The following is a 16,496-nucleotide window of genomic DNA, read 5'->3' as shown; positions in this document are numbered from 1 at the left end:
ACCGCCGCGGGACGACGGGGATCAGCCCCGGCGGGGCGCGGTGGTGCCGCGCATCACGAGTCGCGGGCGCTCCGGCGAGCGCTCGGGCGGCAGAGCCCCGTCGATCACGGCGAGCAGCGCCTCGGCCGTGAGCACGCCCAGGCCGTGCACGTCGCGGCTCATCACCGAGAGCGGAGGGTCGGCCAGGCGGCACAGCTCAGAGTCGTCCCAGGCGAGCAGCGAGAGCTCGCGCGGCACGGCGACTCCGAGGGCCCGTGCGGCGGCCAGCCCGCCGAGAGCCGCCAGATCGTTGTCGAACACGATCGCGGTCGGGCGCTCGTCGTCGGCGAGGAGCGCCCGGGTCGCGGCCTCCCCCGAGCGGGCGGAGTAGTCGCTCTCGACCGAGCGGCCCGACAGACCGGCCACCCGCAGCCCCCGCTCGAACGCCTCGCCGCGCTCCCGGGTGTGGCCGAGCCGGAACGGGCCCGACACCCGCCCGATCCGCCGGTGCCCGAGCGCGACGAGCGCCGCCATCGCCTCGAGCATCGGCGTCGCGTTGTCGACGGGGATCGACGGGACCGTGCCGCCCGCCGCCCGCCCGCCGAGCACGACGACGGGCAGCCCGAGCTCCCGCGCCCGCTCCGGCCGCGGATCGTCCTCGACGGGGTCGCCGAGCACCGCTCCGGCGACGCGCGGATGCGCGGCCCAGCGCGCGAGGACCGCGATTTCCGCGGCCTGGTCGTGCGCGACCTGCAGCAGCACGCCCCCGCCTTCCGGCACCAGGACGTCCTCCATCCCGGCGACCAGCTCGGCGAAGAACGGATCGCCGCCGTGCTCGCGCGGAGGGCGGCGCACGACGATCCCGACGATCGGGAGGCGCGCCGCCCCGCCGGCGCTCAGGCCGGCACCGCCGCGTGCAGCCCGCCGGCGTGGCGCACGACCAGCGGATCGAGGAACGCGTCCGGATCCGCGTCGGCCGCGGCACCCGAGATCGTGAAGCGCGCGGACTCCCCCGCCAGCAGGGTGACGAGGCCCTCGTCCACCCGGGCGCCGGCGTCGACGCGGTCGACGAGCAGGGTGACGTCTCGCGCCAGGGAGCGGGCCGTGACCGTGACGACGACGTCGGCGCCGGACCGCTCGGCCGAGGCCTCGAGCGGCGACGGGTCGAGAGCCTGGTCGACGACCTCGGCCGGGTGCAGCAGCGCGCGCGTCCATCCCTCCGGCTGCACGCTGACGATCTCTCCGGCCACGTCGCCGAACGCCGTGATCGCGGCGGGCAGCGGAGTCGTCGCCTCGCCGCGCGCCGGAACCGCCGCGTCCCAGCGCTCCTCCGCGAGCACCGTGCCGTCCAGCTGCAGGCGCCGGGCGACGACGGAGCCGCTCCACGCCTCGTCCGTGTCGTTCAGCAGCACCGCGGCCGGCCCGCCGTCGCGGGGCTGGATGGTCGCGAGCCGGGGCGCGTACGCCGCCCGGAGCGCGAACCAGAGGGGCTTCCGGTGCTCGTGGAAGTCGACGGCCGCCCACGAGACGACCGGCCAGTCGTCGTTCAGCTGCCACACCACGACTCCGGTGTTCAGCGGCGACAGCGAGCGGAAGTGCTCGATGCCGAAGCGCAGCGCGGCCGCCTGGTTCAGCTGGGTCGCCCAGTGCCAGTCCTCGATCGAGACCGGTGTGGGCAGGTGACCGGCGAGTCCGCGCTCGAGCTTGAGGTTGCCCTCGTGCGCCTTCTGGTGCACCAGCATCTGCTCGCCGTAGGGCTCGAGCGGCTCGTCGTGCACGACGCTCGTGAGCGTCGACCAGGCGGGCGGGCCCTGGAAGCCGAACTCCGAGACGAACCGCGGGCGCCAGTCGGCGTAGCCGGTGTAGTCGCGCGTGTTCCAGACGTCCCAGATGTGCACGGTGCCGTTGGCCGGATCGTTGGGGTGCAGGTAGTCGTCGAACGAGTACGGGCTGCCCGGCGAGTAGAACCGCGTCGGGTCGAGCTCGGCGAGGATCCCCGGGAGCAGGCGCCGGTAGTAGGCGTTGCCCCAGGTCGCGCCCGCGAGCCGGGTGCGCCAGCCCCAGTCGGTGTAGCCGACGATGTTCTCGTTGTTGCCGTTCCAGATGATCAGCGACGGGTGCGCGCTGAGCCGGGTGACCGCCTCGCGCGCCTCCGGCTCGACCTCGACGGCGAGCCACTCCTCCTCGGCGTAGGCCGCGCAGGCGAAGAGGAAGTCCTGCCAGACCAGCACGCCCTGCTCGTCGCAGAGGTCGTAGAAGTCGTGCGACTCGTAGATCCCGCCGCCCCAGACGCGCAGCAGGTTCATGTTCGCCTCGGTCGCGTCGGCGATCCGCCGCGCGTACCTGTCGCGGTCGACCTCGGTGACGAACGCGTGGTCCGGGATCCAGTTGGCCCCGCGGATCTGCACCGTCCGGCCGTTCACCTCGACGCGGTAGGGCGAGCCGTCCTCGTCCGGAGTGGTGTCGACTCGCACGGTGCGGAAGCCCACCCGTCCCGTCCAGACCGACTCGTCGCCCGCCGCGACGCCCACGTCGTAGAGGGGCTGCTCGCCGTAGCCGCGCGGCCACCAGACGTCGACATCCGGCACCCGCAGCGCGAGCACCGCCTCGGCCGTGCCCGCGTCCACGGTGGTCGCCGTCTCCGCTCCGCCCGCCGCGACCGACACCTCGGCCGAGGAGGCGCCGGCCCACTCGAGGTCGACGTGCGCGCTCAGCACGCCGTCGGTCCCGTCGACGTCGACGAGCGGACGCACGGCGGCGATCCGCACGCCCGACCAGCTCTCGAGGCCGATCGGCCGCCAGATGCCACTGGTGGCGACGTCGATGCCCCAGTCCCAGCCGAAGTTGCTCGCGGTCTTGCGCAGCGCGTTGTAGGGGTGGTGGTTCACGTGCGGGCGCGGGCCGTGCTCGATCGAGCGGCGCTCGGCCTCGTCGACCGGGGCCGCGAACTCGATCGAGAGCAGGTTCTCCCCCTCGACCAGGGACTCCCGCACGTCGAAGCGGTACGACCGGTGCTGGTTCTCCGTGCGCCCGATCTCGTCGCCGTTCAGGCGCAGGGTCGCCACCGTGTCCAGCCCCTCGGCGACGAGGTCGTACCGCTCGGAGCCGTCGTCGGACCAGGCGAAGCGGGTCTCGTAGACCCAGGCCGTCCGCCCGATCCAGGACAGCCGTGACTCGTTGCCGCCGTCGAAGGGATCGGGGATCAGCCCCGCGGCGAGGAGGTCGGTGTGCACGCAGCCGGGCACGGTCGCCGCCACCTCCCCCGTCGGCCGCTCGGGCGCCTCCGGGCCCTCCAGGGCTCGCAGTGTCCAGTTCTCGTGCAGGGGGATGACGGTCATGGCTTCCTCGCCTCGGTTGTCGTATCCGGTGTCGGATACTTTCTTAGACGACTTAACGAAGTACCGTCAAGGGACGCACGAGCAGAACGGAGGCGCCGATGGCGACCACGCGAGCGCCCCGCTCCCCCGCGACGAGCCGCGGGGTCCTGCTGGATCTCGTGCGCGCCCGCGGTCCGATCAGCCGGGTCGAGCTCGCCCAGGTCACCGGGCTGACGCAGGCGACCGTGTCGATCCTCGTCCGGCAGCTGCTCGCCGACGGGCTCGTCGCGGACGCGGGCCGCTCGGAGTCGACGGGCGGCAAGCCGCGAGAGCTCCTCGCCCTCGTGCCGTCCGCGCGCGTCGCCCTCGGCCTGCAGCTCGAGGCCGACTCGACCACCGCGATCGTGGCGGATCTCGCCGGATCCGTCGTCGGGAGGCTCCGCACCCGCGGCGTCCTCGACGAGGGCCCGGAGTCGTTCGTGCGCGGCTTCGCCGAGCGGATCGACCTCCTGATCGAGGCGCTCGGCGTCGAGCGCGAGCGGGTCGTCGGCGTCGGCGTCGTCACTCCGGGCGGCGTCGACCGCTCGGGCGAGCGCGTCGTCGGCCTGCCCGGCCCGCAGGGCGCGGAGTGGGCGGCCGCCGGGCTGCGCTCGCTGCTCGAGGAGGCCTGCGCGCTGCCCGTGCTGCTCGACGACGACGCCTCGGCCGCCGCCGTCGGCGAGTTCTGGGCCGGGACGTTCCCGGCGGCGGGCGCGCACTGCACGCTGTACCTCGCCGGCGGGATCCGCGCCGGCCTCGTCCTCGACGGCGCCCTGCACCGCGGCTCCGGAGCGGGAGCGGGCCGACTCGACCGCTTCGGGCCCCGCGGCTCCGCCCCCGTCGCCGAGCGCGTCGGACTGCCCGGCATCGCCGCGGGAGCGCGCGCGGCGAGACTCCCCGGCCTCTCGGGCGACGCGTTCGCCGACGCCGCCGTGATCGCGACCGCCGCCGTCCGCGGGGACCCCGCGTCCGCTGCCGTGGTCGACGCCGCCGCCCACGAGCTCGCCGACGTCGCCGTGGCGCTCGCGGATCTGCTCGACCTCGACTCCGTCGTGCTCGCCGGACCCGCCTTCGCGGTGGCCGGCTCCCGGCACCTGGCCGTCCTGCGCGCCCGCTTCGCCGACGAGCATCCGGGGTCGCGCGTACTGCTGTCGGCCCACGTCGCCGACGCGGCCGCGGTCGGCGCCGCCGCCCTGGTGCTGCAGCGCGCCCTCTCGCCGCGCGGTCCCGCACGACGCCCTCTCGAGCGATCCGGCCCGATCGGCGCCGATCTCGGCTACGGTGGTCCACGCGAAGGGGAGTAGTTCCCACCGCCTGCTCGGCAGGCGACGAGGCGCGTCGACATGCTGGTCCGGAACGATCCGGACCCGGCGCTCCACCCGGATCCGCACGGACCCGGGCGAACGAGACCTTCGGTCAGTCGACGCACGTCCTGACCGGTCCCTCTCGCGCGGGTCGGCGGGCCCGAACCCAGGAGATCCCATGGTGGACACCGTCCAGGACCCCGCTCCCCCCAGCCCCGCGCAGATCCGCCGCTGGCGCCGCTACCTCGCCGACGAGCTCGCCGAGGCCGCCACCTACCGCGATCTCGCGGGCCGCCGCTCGGGCGAGGAGCGCGAGATCCTGCTCGCCCTCGCCGCCGCCGAGGGCCGGCACGAGGAGCACTGGCGCGGACTGCTCGGCTCCGCCGCGGAGCCGTCGCCGCGACCGGATCTGCGCACGCGCGTGCTGGGCTTCCTCACCCGCCGCTTCGGCTCGGTCTTCGTGCTCGCGCTCGTCCAGCGCGCCGAGGCCCGCTCCCCCTACGCCGACGACGACGACGCGACCGAGGCCATGGCGGCCGACGAGCGGATCCACGGCGAGGTCGTGCGGGGACTCGCCGAGCGCGGCCGCACCCGCCTCTCCGGGACCTTCCGCGCCGCGGTCTTCGGCGCCAACGACGGCCTCGTCTCGAACCTCGCCCTCGTGCTGGGCGTCGGGGCGAGCGGAGTGGCCACCAGCGTCGTGCTGTTCACCGGCCTCGCGGGGCTGCTCGCCGGCGCGCTCTCGATGGGCGCGGGCGAGTTCGTCTCGGTGCGCTCGCAGCGCGAGCTGCTGAGCGCCTCCTCCCCCGACCTCGACACCAACCGCCTCGTCCCCGACCTCGACGTCGACGCGAACGAGCTCGCCCTCGTCTACCGCGCGCGCGGCATGACCGAGGCCGAGGCGAACGCCCGCGCCGAGCACGTCTTCACGGGGCTGCGCGGCGGAGTCGCGGCTACGTCGCCGATCACCATCGGCGGCCCGAAGGCCGATCCGTCGATCGACGAGCACGAGTCGATCGGCACGGGCATGGGCGCCGCGCTCTCGAGCTTCTGCTTCTTCGCGTCGGGCGCGATCATCCCCGTGCTGCCCTACCTCCTGGGCCTGTCCGGGATCGCCGCCGTGATCCTCGCCGCGGTCCTCGTCGGCCTCGCCCTGCTGGCGACCGGCGCGATCGTGGGGCTGCTGTCGGGCGCGCCCCCGCTCGCCCGGGCGCTGCGCCAGCTCGGCATCGGCTACGGAGCGGCGCTCGTCACCTACCTGCTCGGACTGCTGTTCGGAGCCTCGGGGGTCTGAGCGCGGGAGCGGGCCTCAGTCCTCCGCCTGCTCCTCCTCGCGCGGGGCCGGACGCCCGCGCCAGCGCAGCGCTGCGACCCCGATCGCGATCAGCAGCGAGAACGGCAGCGACCCCAGCAGCGGGATCGACGCGTAATAGAGGATCTGCCGCTGGATCCACTCCGGCGACGGGGTGTCGGAGTCGCCGTAGTAGGGGGCGGGCGGCGAGGAGTAGCCGATCGAGAGGATCGCGAACCCCAGCGCGGTCCCGGCGAGTCCCGCGAGCAGCAGCACCAGGAGCCAGGGGTTCCGCAGCAGCGGGGCGTCGGGCTCGGACGCGATCACCGGGGCGGACGGAGCCTCCGGCTCGACGTCCTGCGCGGGCTGCCGGGCCTCGGAGGGCAGGCGCACCGCCTCCTCGGGCCGCGCGGACCCGGCGGCCTCCCGGCGCGCGCGCCGGCTGTCGGCGACCTCGGCGATGCGCGGCAGCGGCGCCGAGCGCGCACCGGTCGGACGCGGCCCTGCCCCCGGTCGGGCGAACGCGCGGTCGTCGCCGCGCACCCGGTCCACTCCCCCGGCGAAGCCCCGCTGGAAGGCGGGGTCGTAGCGCGGGTCCATGCGCTCGCGCCCGCCGCGCTCGCGCACCCGCCCGCCCGTCGTGCTCGTGTCCGGGTCCTGCCCGTCCCTGTCAGTCATCGTCGACCTCCGGCTCCGCGGTGAGGAGTCCGCGCAGCCAGTCCCGCGCCTCGATGAACACCTCGTCGTCGTAGCGTCGCACGTACGAGACCGGACGGCGATCCGCCCGGGGGTAGGAACCCAGGAAGATCACCCCCGGGCTGAACCGCCGGAGCCCGAGCAGGGCGTCCGCGACGCGCTCGTCGGCCACGTGCCCGTCGAGATCCAGCACGAACCGGTAGCGGCCGAGGGCGTCTCCGATCGGCCGCGACTGGATCATGCTCAGGTTCACTCCGCGGGTCGCGAACTGCTCGAGCATCTCGAGCAGCGCGCCCGGCTCGTCCGCCGGCAGCTCCGCGATGATGCTCGTCTTGTCCGCGCCCGTCGGCTCGGGCAGGAGCGTCGTGCGCGAGACGTGCACGAACCGCGTGACGGCGTTCGGGTTGTCGCCGATCCGCTCGGCCAGCACGTCGACCGCGTGGTGCGCGACGATCCCCGGAGGAGCGATGGCGGCGTCCGCGGGAGACCCGGCGAGCAGGTCCACCGTCGCCTGCACGTTGCTGGACGCGGGCAGGTACTCGTGGCTGGGCAGCTCGGCGTCGAGCCACTGCCGGCACTGGCCGTAGGCGACCGGATGCGCGGCCACGGTCCGCACGTCGCCCAGCCGCGTCCCCGGCCGCGCCACCAGGATGAACGAGACGGGCACCAGGTACTCGCCCACGATGCGCAGCCCCGGGATCCGCGCCAGCGCGTCCTGCGTGGCCGTCACTCCGCCCTCGACCGAGTTCTCGATCGCGATGACCGCGCCGTGACTCCGGCCCGAGACCAGATCGCCCAGCGCCTCGCCCACGTTCGCGACGCTGCGCCAGTGCTGGCCGCGTGCCTCCGGGACCTGCGCGAGCGCCGCCTCGGTGAACGTGCCGGAGGGCCCGAGATAGCTGTAGACACGGGACTCGGAGGCGCTGTCGGGCATGGCGGACAGCCTAGCCACCGGCTGTCCAGGCGGTATCGCGGGCCCGGGCGGGCTGCCACTATGGACCCCATGACCGATCGCGCAGGGAAGCCGGCACAGGCCTCCGATCTCATCGACGTCGAAGCCCTCGTGAGGGCCTACTACGACAACAAGCCGGACGTGTCCGACCCGCTCCAGAAGGTGGTCTTCGGCACCTCGGGGCACCGCGGATCCTCGTTCGACACCGCCTTCAACGAGGACCACATCGCTGCGGTGACGCAGGCGATCGTCGAGTACCGGACGGAGCAGGGCATCACCGGTCCGCTCTTCATCGGCGCCGATACCCACGGCCTCTCGCGCCCTGCGCTGACGACCGCCCTCGAGGTGCTCGTCGCGAACCAGGTGCGCGTGCTCGTCGACGAGTTCGACGACTTCGTGCCCACCCCGGCGCTGAGCCACGCGATCCTCCGCTGGAACAACGACCCGGCGCACACCGACGAGGCCGACGGCATCGTCGTCACCCCGTCGCACAACCCGCCCCGCGACGGCGGCTTCAAGTACAACCCGCCGCACGGCGGACCGGCCGACTCCGACGCCACCACCTGGATCGCGGACCGCGCCAACGAGCTGATCGCCGACGGCAACCGCGGCGTGAAGTCGGCCGAGCCCTCGGCCGTCGAGACGTACGACTTCCGCACCCACTACGTGGCGGACCTGAAGAACATCATCGACATCGACGCGATCAAGAAGGCGGGAGTGCGCATCGGCGCCGATCCGCTGGGCGGCGCCTCCGTGCACTACTGGCAGCTGATCGCCGAGATGTACGAGCTCGACCTGACCGTCGTCAACGGCGAGGTCGACCCGGCCTGGGGCTTCATGACCCTCGACTGGGACGGCAAGATCCGGATGGACCCGTCCTCCCCGAGCGCGATGGCCTCCGTCGTCGCCCGCTCCGGCGACTACGACGTGCTCACCGGCAACGACGCCGACGCCGACCGCCACGGCATCGTCACCCCCGACGGCGGGCTGATGAACCCCAACCACTACCTGGCCGTCGCCATCCAGTACCTGTACACGCACCGCTCCGGCTGGCGCGAGGACGCGGCGATCGGCAAGACGCTGGTCTCCTCCTCGATCATCGACCGCGTCGCCGAGTCGCTCGGCCGCCGCCTCTGGGAGGTGCCGGTCGGCTTCAAGTGGTTCGTCCCGGGCCTCGTCGACGGCTCGGTCGGCTTCGGCGGCGAGGAGTCGGCGGGCGCGTCGTTCCTCCGCTTCGACGGCACCGTGTGGACCACCGACAAGGACGGGATCCTGCTCGCGCTGCTCGCCTCCGAGATCATCGCCGTGACCGGCAAGAGCCCGTCGGCGCTCTACCGCGAGCTGACCGAGCGCTTCGGCGACCCGGTCTACGAGCGCGTCGACGCCGTCGCCACCAAGGCGCAGAAGGCGGCGCTCGGCAAGCTCGACGGAGACGCCATCTCGGCCACCACGCTGGCTGGCGAGGAGATCGTCGCGAAGCTCTCGAAGGCCCCGGGCAACGGCGCGGGCGTCGGAGGCGTGAAGGTCGTCACCGAGAACGCGTGGTTCGCCGCGCGCCCGTCCGGCACCGAGGACGTCTACAAAATCTACGCCGAGTCCTTCCGCGGCCTCGACCACCTCCACGAGGTGCAGGCCGAGGCCCGCACCATCGTCGACGCCGCCCTCGACTCCTAGCCTGCTCCCCGAGGTGCCCGAGAACGCACTGGATCCGACGGATCCGATGCATTCTCGGGCACCTCGTCTGCCCCCTGTGGACAGAACGGCGCACGCTAGCCGATGGAGCGCCAGAGTGTCGGGGTGCAGGAGCAGCAATGGCCGCGAGGAGCGTTCAGCGTCGCGGAGGCGAGAGCCGCGGGGGTGACGCCCGGGGTGCTGCGCGGGCCCAGGCTCGCGCGTCCGACCTACGGGATCCGAACGGCCGTGCCGTCGTCCACTCTCGGCGACCGGTGCGCCGCACTCCTCCACCGCCTCGGACCGGGCACCGTGGTCTGCGGGCCGACCGCCGCGCTGTTGTGGGGAGCGCCGTTGCCTCCCGAGTGGGAGCACCGGTCCGATCTCGACATCGCGGTGGAGGCTCCCCGCCGCGCTCCGCACGCAGCCGGCACAGCCGGGCGCAAGCTGACCTTCCGGCCGGGCGACGTCGTCCAGGGCAGGCGCGGCGCCCTCACGAGCCCGGCACGCACCTGGTGCGATCTCGGCGCGCTGCTCGACCTGGGGGATCTCGTCGCGGTCGGCGACTTCCTCCTCCGCGAGAGGCTCGTGACTCGTGAGGGACTGACCGCCGCGGTCGCCTCCTCCCCGGGGCGCCGCGGAGTCGGGCTGCTCCGTCTCGCCCTCGACCTCCTCGACGCGCGGGCGGAATCGCGGCCGGAGTCGATCGTCCGCGTCGCGCTGGTGCGAGCGGGGGTCCGCGGAGTGGAGGCGAACGTCGAGATCAGGTCAGCGGACGGTGCGTTCCTCGGCCGCGTCGATCTCTGCATCGCCTGGGCGAGGGTGGTCATCGAGTACCACGGCGACTATCACCGGGTCGAGCGCGGCCGGTGGCGCAGGGACCGCGCCCGGATGGGGCGACTCCGCGCTGCCGGCTGGCACGTGATCGAGCTCACCGGCGACGACCTCGCCGATCTCTCCTCCGTCGTCGCGCAGGTCAAGCAGGCCCTTCAGCCCTGAGGTGCCCGAGAATGCTCGCTTCCCTCAGGAACAGCGACGTTCTCGGGCACCTCGGCGATCGGGCTACCAGCGGGGGTGGACGGCGGGGCGGAAGTGGGTGTCGTAGAGGGCGTTGACGGCCTCCATGAACGCGGGGCCGAGCGGAGCCGCGTCGGCGGCGGTCGCGTTCGCGCGGGCCTGCTCGGGCGAGCGGGCGCCGGGGATCACCGAGGTGACGCCGTCCTGCTGGATGATCCAGGCGAGCGCGGCGGCCGCGGGGGCGAGGCCGTGGTCAGCGGCGAGGCGCGAGAACTCCTGCGCGGCCTCGACTCCGGTGGCGAAGTCGACGCCCGAGAACGTCTCGCCGACATCGAACGCGGAGCCGTCGCGGTTGTAGTTGCGGTGGTCGTCGGCCGCGAAGGTCGTCTCGGTCGTGTACCGGCCGCTCAGCAGTCCCGAGGCGAGCGGCACGCGGGCGAGGATCCCCACTCCGGCTTCGCGGGCGGCGGGCAGCACCGCGTCGAGCGGCTTCAGGCGGAACGCGTTCAGGATGATCTGCACGCTCGCGACGTTCGGCCGCGCGATCGCGGTGAGCGCCTCCTCCGTGCGCTCGACCGAGACGCCGTAGTTCGCGATCGCGCCCTCGGAGACGAGGGTGTCGAGCGCGTCGAAGACGACGTCGTCGGAGTAGACGGAGGTGGGCGGGCAGTGCAGCTGCACGAGGTCGAGGGTGTCGACGCCGAGGTTCTTGCGCGAGCGGTCGGTCCAGGCGCGGAAGTTGTCGAGCACGTAGTTCTCGGGCACCTGGTCGACGCGGCGGCCCATCTTGGTCGCGACGAACACCCCGGAGTCGGGATGCGCGGCGAGGTAGGAGCCGATCGTGCGCTCGCTGCGGCCGTCGCCGTACACGTCGGCGGTGTCGAAAAGGGTCACCCCCGACTCCACGGCGGCGTCGAGGATCGCGAGGGCGTCGTTCTCGGCGACGTCACCCCAGTCGGCACCGAGCTGCCAGGTTCCGAGGCCGACGACGGAGACGGGCGCACCTGTGCGTCCGAGAGTTCGAGTGTCCATGCCTCCACCGTAGGCGCGGGCCGCGTCGCGCGGAGCCCCTTGCGCGTGCCCTAACGTCGAGGGCATGCCCCTCGTCGTCCTCGGAAGCGCCAACCTCGACCACGTCCACCGCGTCGCCCGCATCCCGGCTCCCGGTGAGACGGTGCTGGCTTCGGACTACCGCACGTTCCCGGGCGGCAAGGGCCTGAACCAGGCGGTGGCCGCGGCCCGGACCGCCGCGGGGACCGCGTTCGTCACGAGCCTCGGGCGCGATGCGGCGGGCGACGAGCTCGCCGGAGTCCTCTCCCGCGAGCCGCTCGAGCTGCACGCCCGCCGCGTCGAGCAGCGGACGGGCACCGCGCAGATCACGGTCGACGACGCGGGCGAGAACGCGATCGTCGTCGACTCCGGAGCGAACGCCGCGTTCACGGGGCTGACCGGCGCGGAGGAGGAGGTCGTCGCGGGCGCCTCCGCTCTGCTGCTCCAGCTCGAGGTGCCGCAGGAGACGGTGCTCGCCGCCGCCCGCGCGGCGCGCGCCGCCGGGGTCGTCACGATCCTGAACGCCGCACCGATCGGGCCGCTGCCGGACGAGCTGCTCGCGGCACTCGACGTGCTGATCGTCAACGAGCACGAGGCACGGGAGCTCGGGAGCGCGCGCGGCCTCGAGGCGGCGGACGACACCGCCCTGGCCGCGGCGCTGACGGCGCTCGTGCCGCTCGTCCTCGTCACGCTCGGCTCCGACGGAGTGGTCGTCGCCGTGCGCGGTCGCGAACCGCTGCACGCCCCTGCGTTCCGCGTCCGCGCCGTCGACACGACGGGAGCCGGCGACACCTTCTGCGGCGCCTTCTCGGCCCGGTTGGCGGCGAGCGCCGTCGACCTCGCCGGTCCGGAGGCGCTGCTGCCCCTGGTCCGATGGGCCGGCGCGGCGGCGGCCGTCTCGGTCACGCGCGCGGGTGCGGCCGTCTCGGCCCCGACCGCCGCCGAGACGGAGTCGTTCCTCGCCGATCAGGGCTGAGCGCGCGCCGGTCCTGGCCGAGCGATCGCCGACCCGAGCCGACGACGGCGATCCCCGGGTCTAGTCGACCGCCGCGATCCGCACCGCGATCCGCGCGCGGCGCTCCGGGTGCTCCTGCTCGCACCACTCCCGCGCCACGGCGCCCACGGCCCGGGCCACGCCCGGTGCGGACGCGTCGGCAGCCACTCCGATGTCGATCGAGACGACGATCCCGTCGGGCGCTATCCGCACCAGCACCGGCTCCGCGAGCGTGCCGCCCGAGGCGGTGCCCAGGGAGCCGGGGAGCAGCGGGATCGGCGAGGGAGCGAGCGCCGTCGCCGCGTGGGCGAGCACGTCGCGTGCCTCGGCCCGCGCCGGCACGACCATCGCCACTCCGGGAACGGCGCGCACGAGCGCGGTGAGCACGGACGAGGGGCTCTCCGACTGCGGGGCGACCACGCCGCCCGCCGTGCTCACGACCCCTCCGTTCCGGGGATGTAGACGTCCTCGACGCGGACGTCGATCGTCGAGATGCTCAGCTCGGTCTGGGTGAGCAGTCGCGAGTGGATCCGCTCGCGCACCTGCTGGGCCGCGTCGGCGATCGGCACGCCCCAGAACACCGAGATCGTGACCTCGATCGCGATCTCGGCCTCGGGGTCGCCGACGTCGCCGACCAGCCGGCAGCGGCCGACCAGCACGCCGGGGACGCTGTCGCCCGCCTCCCGGACGAGGCCGCGCACCGCGCCCTCGGTGATCGTCAGCTCGACGTCCGGTTCGGGGCTCGCCAGCGGGATGTCGCGACCGGCGCGCGCCTCCCGCCGCACCTGGGTGAGGATCGAGCCGAACCAGCTCTCCTCCGGAGCGGGCAGGCGCTCGGCGTCGTCGTCGATCAACGCGCCCGACAGAGCGCGCACCCGCTCGAGCGCCTGGAGCGTCCTGCGGTGCTCGGGCGACTCCTCGATCGCGGGGTCGTAGGGGAGGCGTCCACGGTCGAGGTAGTCGCTGAGGTCGTCGATCGTGCGCTCCTCGGCTGCGCCGTCGAGCGGCGCCGCCTCGACGGGCACGACCTCGAGCGCGTCGCTGCGCTCGGGTCCGGCCGGCCGGTCCCCCGGCACCTCCGGCCTGTCGTCGGCGTTCATGGGGCCTGCTCCTTCATCGGGGACGTCCTTCATCGCCAGTCCTCCATCGCCACGACGAGCGACTCGCGGGCTCGCGCGAGCTTGCCGCGCACGGCGGTCGGAGTGAGTCCGAGGTGCTCGGCGATCTCACCGTAGGACTCGCCGCCCACCTCGCGGAGCAGCCAGCACTGGCGCTGGGACTCCGGCAGTTCGGCCAGTGCTGCGGCGAGCGCCTTCATCGCGTCGGAGCGCTCGGCGGCCTCGAAGGGCCCCGGCTCCTTCGCGGCGGGGTGCTCGACGGCGTCGACGTCGTCGGCGGGGCGGCGCTGGCGCATCAGGTCGACGCTGGATCGGCTGACGATCCGCATCATCCAGCTGCGCACGCTCGCCGGCTCCTTCAGCTGGGGCAGCTGGGCCCACACGGTGATGAGCGCGTTCTGCACGGCGTCGGAGGCATCGGCCTGCGAGCCCGTCAGCCGCCACGCGTACGCGCGGAGGATCGACTGGTGCCGCTTGACCAGGACCTCGAAGGCCCGGACGTCACCCTCGGCCGAGCGCTCGGCGAGGAGCGCATCGCTCGCCGACTCCAGACCCGGCATGGCGCCCTCTCTCCTCCGACCGTCGGCACCGTGCCGGACGACTATCAGGCAACGGTCAGGAAATTTCCCGATCCGGACCGTGACGATCGCCCTCCGGGCTCCGTCTGACTCATGTAAGCACAGCCCGGACGAGCAAGACTGCGAAGTCGATCCGACCGGGCCCCCGATCCCCGACCGCGCTCCCGCGGCCGACGACACGTACAGGAGACATCATGAGCGACAGCACTCGCACCCCCTCCACCCCCCGCGTCGACACCTCCGTCGACACCGTGACGAGCCTCGGAGGCGCCGTCTCCGGCACCGCCCAGGGCCGCACGGTCATCGACGACGCCGTGATCGCAAAGGTCGCCGGCATCGCGGCCCGCGAGGTCCCCGGCGTCTTCGCCCTGGGCAACAACGCGGCCCGCGCGTTCGGAGCGATCCGCTCCGCCGTCGGCGCCAACGACCACGGCCAGGGCGTGCGCGTCGAGGTCGGCGAGACCCAGGTCGCGGTCGACGTCACCCTCGTCGTCGCCTACCCGGTGCCGATGCAGACCGTCGCCGACCGCGTGCGCGACGCCGTCGCCGAGGCCATCACCGAGCTCGTGGGCATGGCTGTCGCCGAGATCAACGTCGCGATCGTCGACGTGCACATCCCCGGGGACGACGACTCCGCCGAGACCGAGAGCCGCGTCCGATGAGCGTCCCCACTCCCCCCGCCGCCTCGAACCGCAGCACCGTCCTCGGCGTGGTCGTCGGCGCGATCCTCGCGTTCGCCGCCCTGCTCTTCGGCTTCTGGGGCTTCGTCCTCACCGCCGTCTTCATGGCGCTGGGCGTCCTGATCGCACGGATGCTCGACGGATCGCTCGACGTGCGCAGCCTCGTGGACGTGTTCCGCGGCCGCACGACCTCCCGCTAGGAGCACCGCATGACCACCGACCTGCAGTCGCGGCCCGCCACCGGTGCGCCGGTGGCGGGGACCGTCACCGTCAGCGTCCGCTCGATCGAGCGCGCCGCGCTCGCCGTCGTGCACGAGGAGCTCGGCGTGGAGGTCTCGGCGATCCGCGTCCGCCTGTCGGACGACCGCGGCGGCCTCGCGCTCGCCGTCACCACTCCGGTCGTCGTCGATCCCGATCCCGTCTCGGCTCCCGGAGCCGACGGCGGGAACCTGCTCGACCGCCTCCACCGCGACCGCGCCCGCATCGCCGCACGGATGCAGGCGCTCACCGGCCGCACCGTCACCCGCGTCGACGTGCGCGTCACCGGCACCCGGACCCGTAGCACGAGGAGAGTCGCATGAGCCCCGCATCGTCCCCCCGCGACGCCGCCCCCGACGCCCGGTACGGCCGCTTCCTGCGGCGCGAGACCCACCGGTCGCGCTCGGCCGCCGAGATCGTGGTCCTCACCGTGATCGCGCTGATCGCGGCGTACGTCGGCACCGAGGCGGTGCTCGCCGTCCTCGGCGCGACTCCGCTGCTGATCGCGCCGTCCGATCTGCTCGCCGCGCTCGTCGGAGTCGGGGAGCTCGCCACCGGCGCGCTCATCGGCATCGCCGTCGGCACGGGTCTGCTCGCGCTGATCCTGCTCGTCCTGGCCCTCGCCCCCGGTGCTCGCGCTCGGCACACGATCGCCGACGACCGCCTCGCGGTCGTGGTCGACGACGGAGTGATCGCCTCGGCGCTCGCCCGCTCGGCCCGGACGATCGCGCGGTCGCGCCGCGAGGACACCAGCGCCTCGATCGGCCGCCGCACCGCGGTCGTCTCGATCACGCCCGCCTCCGGCATCGGCGTCGATCGCGACGCGGTGCAGAAGGCCCTCGACGAGGAGCTGGAGCGCATCGCTCCGCAGCCCGCCACCCGCGCCTCCGTCCGCATCGCCGACTCCGGGAGGATCTGATGACCACGAGCAACCGCTTCCTCAACCGCCTCGTCCTGCTCGTGGTGGGCCTCGTGCTCGCGGCCGTCACCGCAGGGCTCGTCCTGGTCGCCGTGTCGCAGCCCGTGCGCGACGCCGTCTCGGCGTTCGGATCCGACCAGGGGGCGTCGCTCGTCTCGCGGATCTCGCCCGAGGACGGCACCGCCTGGAGCGATGCCGCCGTCCTCTGGCCGCTCTACGCGATCGTCGGCGTGTGCCTGGTGGGCATCGTGCTCGCCCTGGTGCTCGCCCTCGCCCACGGCCGTGGCCGCACCGGCACGGTCCTGCGCGACGAGTCGTCGGCCGACGGCGGCCCCGCCGGTGCCGTGGAGTTCGGCACGGGCTTCGCCGAGGACGTCCTCGAGAACGCGCTCGCCGGCCGCGGCGACCTGCTGGACGTGACGGTGTCGGCGTACGAGCACGGCTCGACGACCGCGCTGAAGGTGCGCGTCCTCCCCCGGTCGGGCGTCTCGCCCCGCACCGTGGTCGACGCGGTCCACGAGGAGGTCGAGAGCCTCGACCGGCTCCTCGGCGCCCGCCTGCCGGTCGTGCTCGAGGTCGCCTCGAGCGCCCGCGCCGGCTTCTCGAAAGAGGACCGCGTCTCCTGACCCGCGC

At 73.9% G+C, this 16,496-nt stretch carries 18 protein-coding genes; 10 read left to right on the top strand and 8 right to left on the bottom strand.

Annotation, left to right across the window (positions count from 1 at the left end; genetic code table 11):
• Positions 1–21: 21 nt before the first annotated feature.
• Complete coding sequence (locus tag C1I63_RS09060; RefSeq protein WP_170116361.1) at positions 22–834, bottom strand: LacI family DNA-binding transcriptional regulator; 813 nt, start codon at positions 832–834, stop codon at positions 22–24.
• A gap of 41 nt (positions 835–875) precedes the next feature.
• Positions 876–3,317: a glycoside hydrolase family 2 protein gene (locus C1I63_RS19745; RefSeq protein ID WP_107574581.1), complete on the bottom strand. Its 2,442-nt coding sequence runs from the start codon at positions 3,315–3,317 to the stop codon at positions 876–878.
• A gap of 98 nt (positions 3,318–3,415) precedes the next feature.
• Between C1I63_RS19745 and C1I63_RS09050 the strand changes: the two genes are divergently transcribed.
• Both C1I63_RS09050 and C1I63_RS09045 read left to right on the top strand, forming a co-directional pair.
• Positions 3,416–4,639, top strand: a complete 1,224-nt coding sequence (locus C1I63_RS09050; protein WP_107574580.1) for an ROK family transcriptional regulator — start codon at positions 3,416–3,418, stop codon at positions 4,637–4,639.
• A 178-nt stretch (positions 4,640–4,817) separates the two neighbouring features.
• On the top strand, positions 4,818–5,933 hold the full coding sequence (locus tag C1I63_RS09045; RefSeq protein ID WP_107574579.1) for a VIT1/CCC1 transporter family protein: 1,116 nt from the start codon (positions 4,818–4,820) through the stop codon (positions 5,931–5,933).
• 15 nt (positions 5,934–5,948) lie between these two features.
• On the opposite strand, the gene C1I63_RS09040 is transcribed toward C1I63_RS09045, so the two are convergent.
• Entirely contained in the window at positions 5,949–6,608 is a 660-nt protein-coding gene (locus tag C1I63_RS09040) for a hypothetical protein (RefSeq protein WP_146168421.1), read from the bottom strand.
• Positions 6,601–7,560: a prephenate dehydratase gene (gene pheA, locus C1I63_RS09035; RefSeq protein ID WP_107574577.1), complete on the bottom strand. Its 960-nt coding sequence runs from the start codon at positions 7,558–7,560 to the stop codon at positions 6,601–6,603. The genes C1I63_RS09040 and pheA overlap by 8 nt, the downstream gene beginning before the upstream one ends.
• Positions 7,561–7,629: 69 nt before the next feature.
• Between pheA and pgm the strand changes: the two genes are divergently transcribed.
• Both pgm and C1I63_RS09025 read left to right on the top strand, forming a co-directional pair.
• Positions 7,630–9,252, top strand: a complete 1,623-nt coding sequence (gene pgm, locus C1I63_RS09030; protein WP_107574576.1) for a phosphoglucomutase (alpha-D-glucose-1,6-bisphosphate-dependent) — start codon at positions 7,630–7,632, stop codon at positions 9,250–9,252.
• Between the two features lie 123 nt (positions 9,253–9,375).
• Positions 9,376–10,248, top strand: a complete 873-nt coding sequence (locus C1I63_RS09025) for a DUF559 domain-containing protein (RefSeq protein ID WP_146168420.1) — start codon at positions 9,376–9,378, stop codon at positions 10,246–10,248.
• Between the two features lie 63 nt (positions 10,249–10,311).
• Here the strand turns inward: C1I63_RS09025 and C1I63_RS09020 are convergent, their stop codons facing one another.
• A complete protein-coding gene (locus tag C1I63_RS09020) occupies positions 10,312–11,298 on the bottom strand; it encodes an aldo/keto reductase (RefSeq protein WP_107574574.1) in 987 nt (328 codons plus the stop codon).
• Between the two features lie 64 nt (positions 11,299–11,362).
• Here C1I63_RS09020 and C1I63_RS09015 point away from each other — a divergent pair, with 64 nt between their 5' ends.
• Positions 11,363–12,292, top strand: a complete 930-nt coding sequence (locus tag C1I63_RS09015; RefSeq protein WP_107574573.1) for a ribokinase — start codon at positions 11,363–11,365, stop codon at positions 12,290–12,292.
• Positions 12,293–12,352: 60 nt separating this feature from the next.
• Here C1I63_RS09015 and C1I63_RS09010 read toward each other — a convergent pair whose 3' ends face one another.
• Genes C1I63_RS09010 through C1I63_RS09000 form a run of 3 tightly spaced genes read right to left on the bottom strand, consistent with a single transcriptional unit; the run spans position 12,353 to position 13,988 of the window.
• Complete coding sequence (locus C1I63_RS09010) at positions 12,353–12,748, bottom strand: hypothetical protein (RefSeq protein WP_056866458.1); 396 nt, start codon at positions 12,746–12,748, stop codon at positions 12,353–12,355.
• A complete protein-coding gene (locus tag C1I63_RS09005; protein ID WP_244907013.1) occupies positions 12,745–13,410 on the bottom strand; it encodes an Asp23/Gls24 family envelope stress response protein in 666 nt (221 codons plus the stop codon). Before C1I63_RS09005 ends, C1I63_RS09010 begins: the two co-directional genes overlap by 4 nt.
• 29 nt (positions 13,411–13,439) lie before the next feature.
• Positions 13,440–13,988 (bottom strand): RNA polymerase sigma factor, encoded by a 549-nt coding sequence (locus C1I63_RS09000; RefSeq protein ID WP_055786875.1) that lies wholly within the window; start codon positions 13,986–13,988, stop codon positions 13,440–13,442.
• Between the two features lie 212 nt (positions 13,989–14,200).
• Here C1I63_RS09000 and C1I63_RS08995 point away from each other — a divergent pair, with 212 nt between their 5' ends.
• From C1I63_RS08995 to C1I63_RS08975, 5 genes are read left to right on the top strand one after another with little or no spacing between them, the layout of a single operon-like run.
• Positions 14,201–14,668, top strand: coding sequence for an Asp23/Gls24 family envelope stress response protein (locus tag C1I63_RS08995; RefSeq protein ID WP_055786873.1), 468 nt, complete (start codon positions 14,201–14,203; stop codon positions 14,666–14,668).
• Positions 14,665–14,886, top strand: coding sequence for a DUF2273 domain-containing protein (locus C1I63_RS08990; protein ID WP_055786870.1), 222 nt, complete (start codon positions 14,665–14,667; stop codon positions 14,884–14,886). The genes C1I63_RS08995 and C1I63_RS08990 overlap by 4 nt, the downstream gene beginning before the upstream one ends.
• A 9-nt stretch (positions 14,887–14,895) precedes the next feature.
• Entirely contained in the window at positions 14,896–15,267 is a 372-nt protein-coding gene (locus tag C1I63_RS08985) for a hypothetical protein (protein WP_107574571.1), read from the top strand.
• Entirely contained in the window at positions 15,264–15,863 is a 600-nt protein-coding gene (locus C1I63_RS08980) for a DUF6286 domain-containing protein (protein WP_107574570.1), read from the top strand. Before C1I63_RS08985 ends, C1I63_RS08980 begins: the two co-directional genes overlap by 4 nt.
• Complete coding sequence (locus C1I63_RS08975) at positions 15,863–16,489, top strand: hypothetical protein (protein ID WP_107574569.1); 627 nt, start codon at positions 15,863–15,865, stop codon at positions 16,487–16,489. The genes C1I63_RS08980 and C1I63_RS08975 overlap by 1 nt, the downstream gene beginning before the upstream one ends.
• The last annotated feature ends 7 nt before the right edge of the window (positions 16,490–16,496 follow it).

The organism is Rathayibacter caricis DSM 15933 (genome assembly GCF_003044275.1).
Classification (GTDB): Bacteria; Actinomycetota; Actinomycetes; order Actinomycetales; family Microbacteriaceae; genus Rathayibacter; species Rathayibacter caricis.
This window is presented reverse-complemented; position numbering and strand designations above follow the sequence as displayed.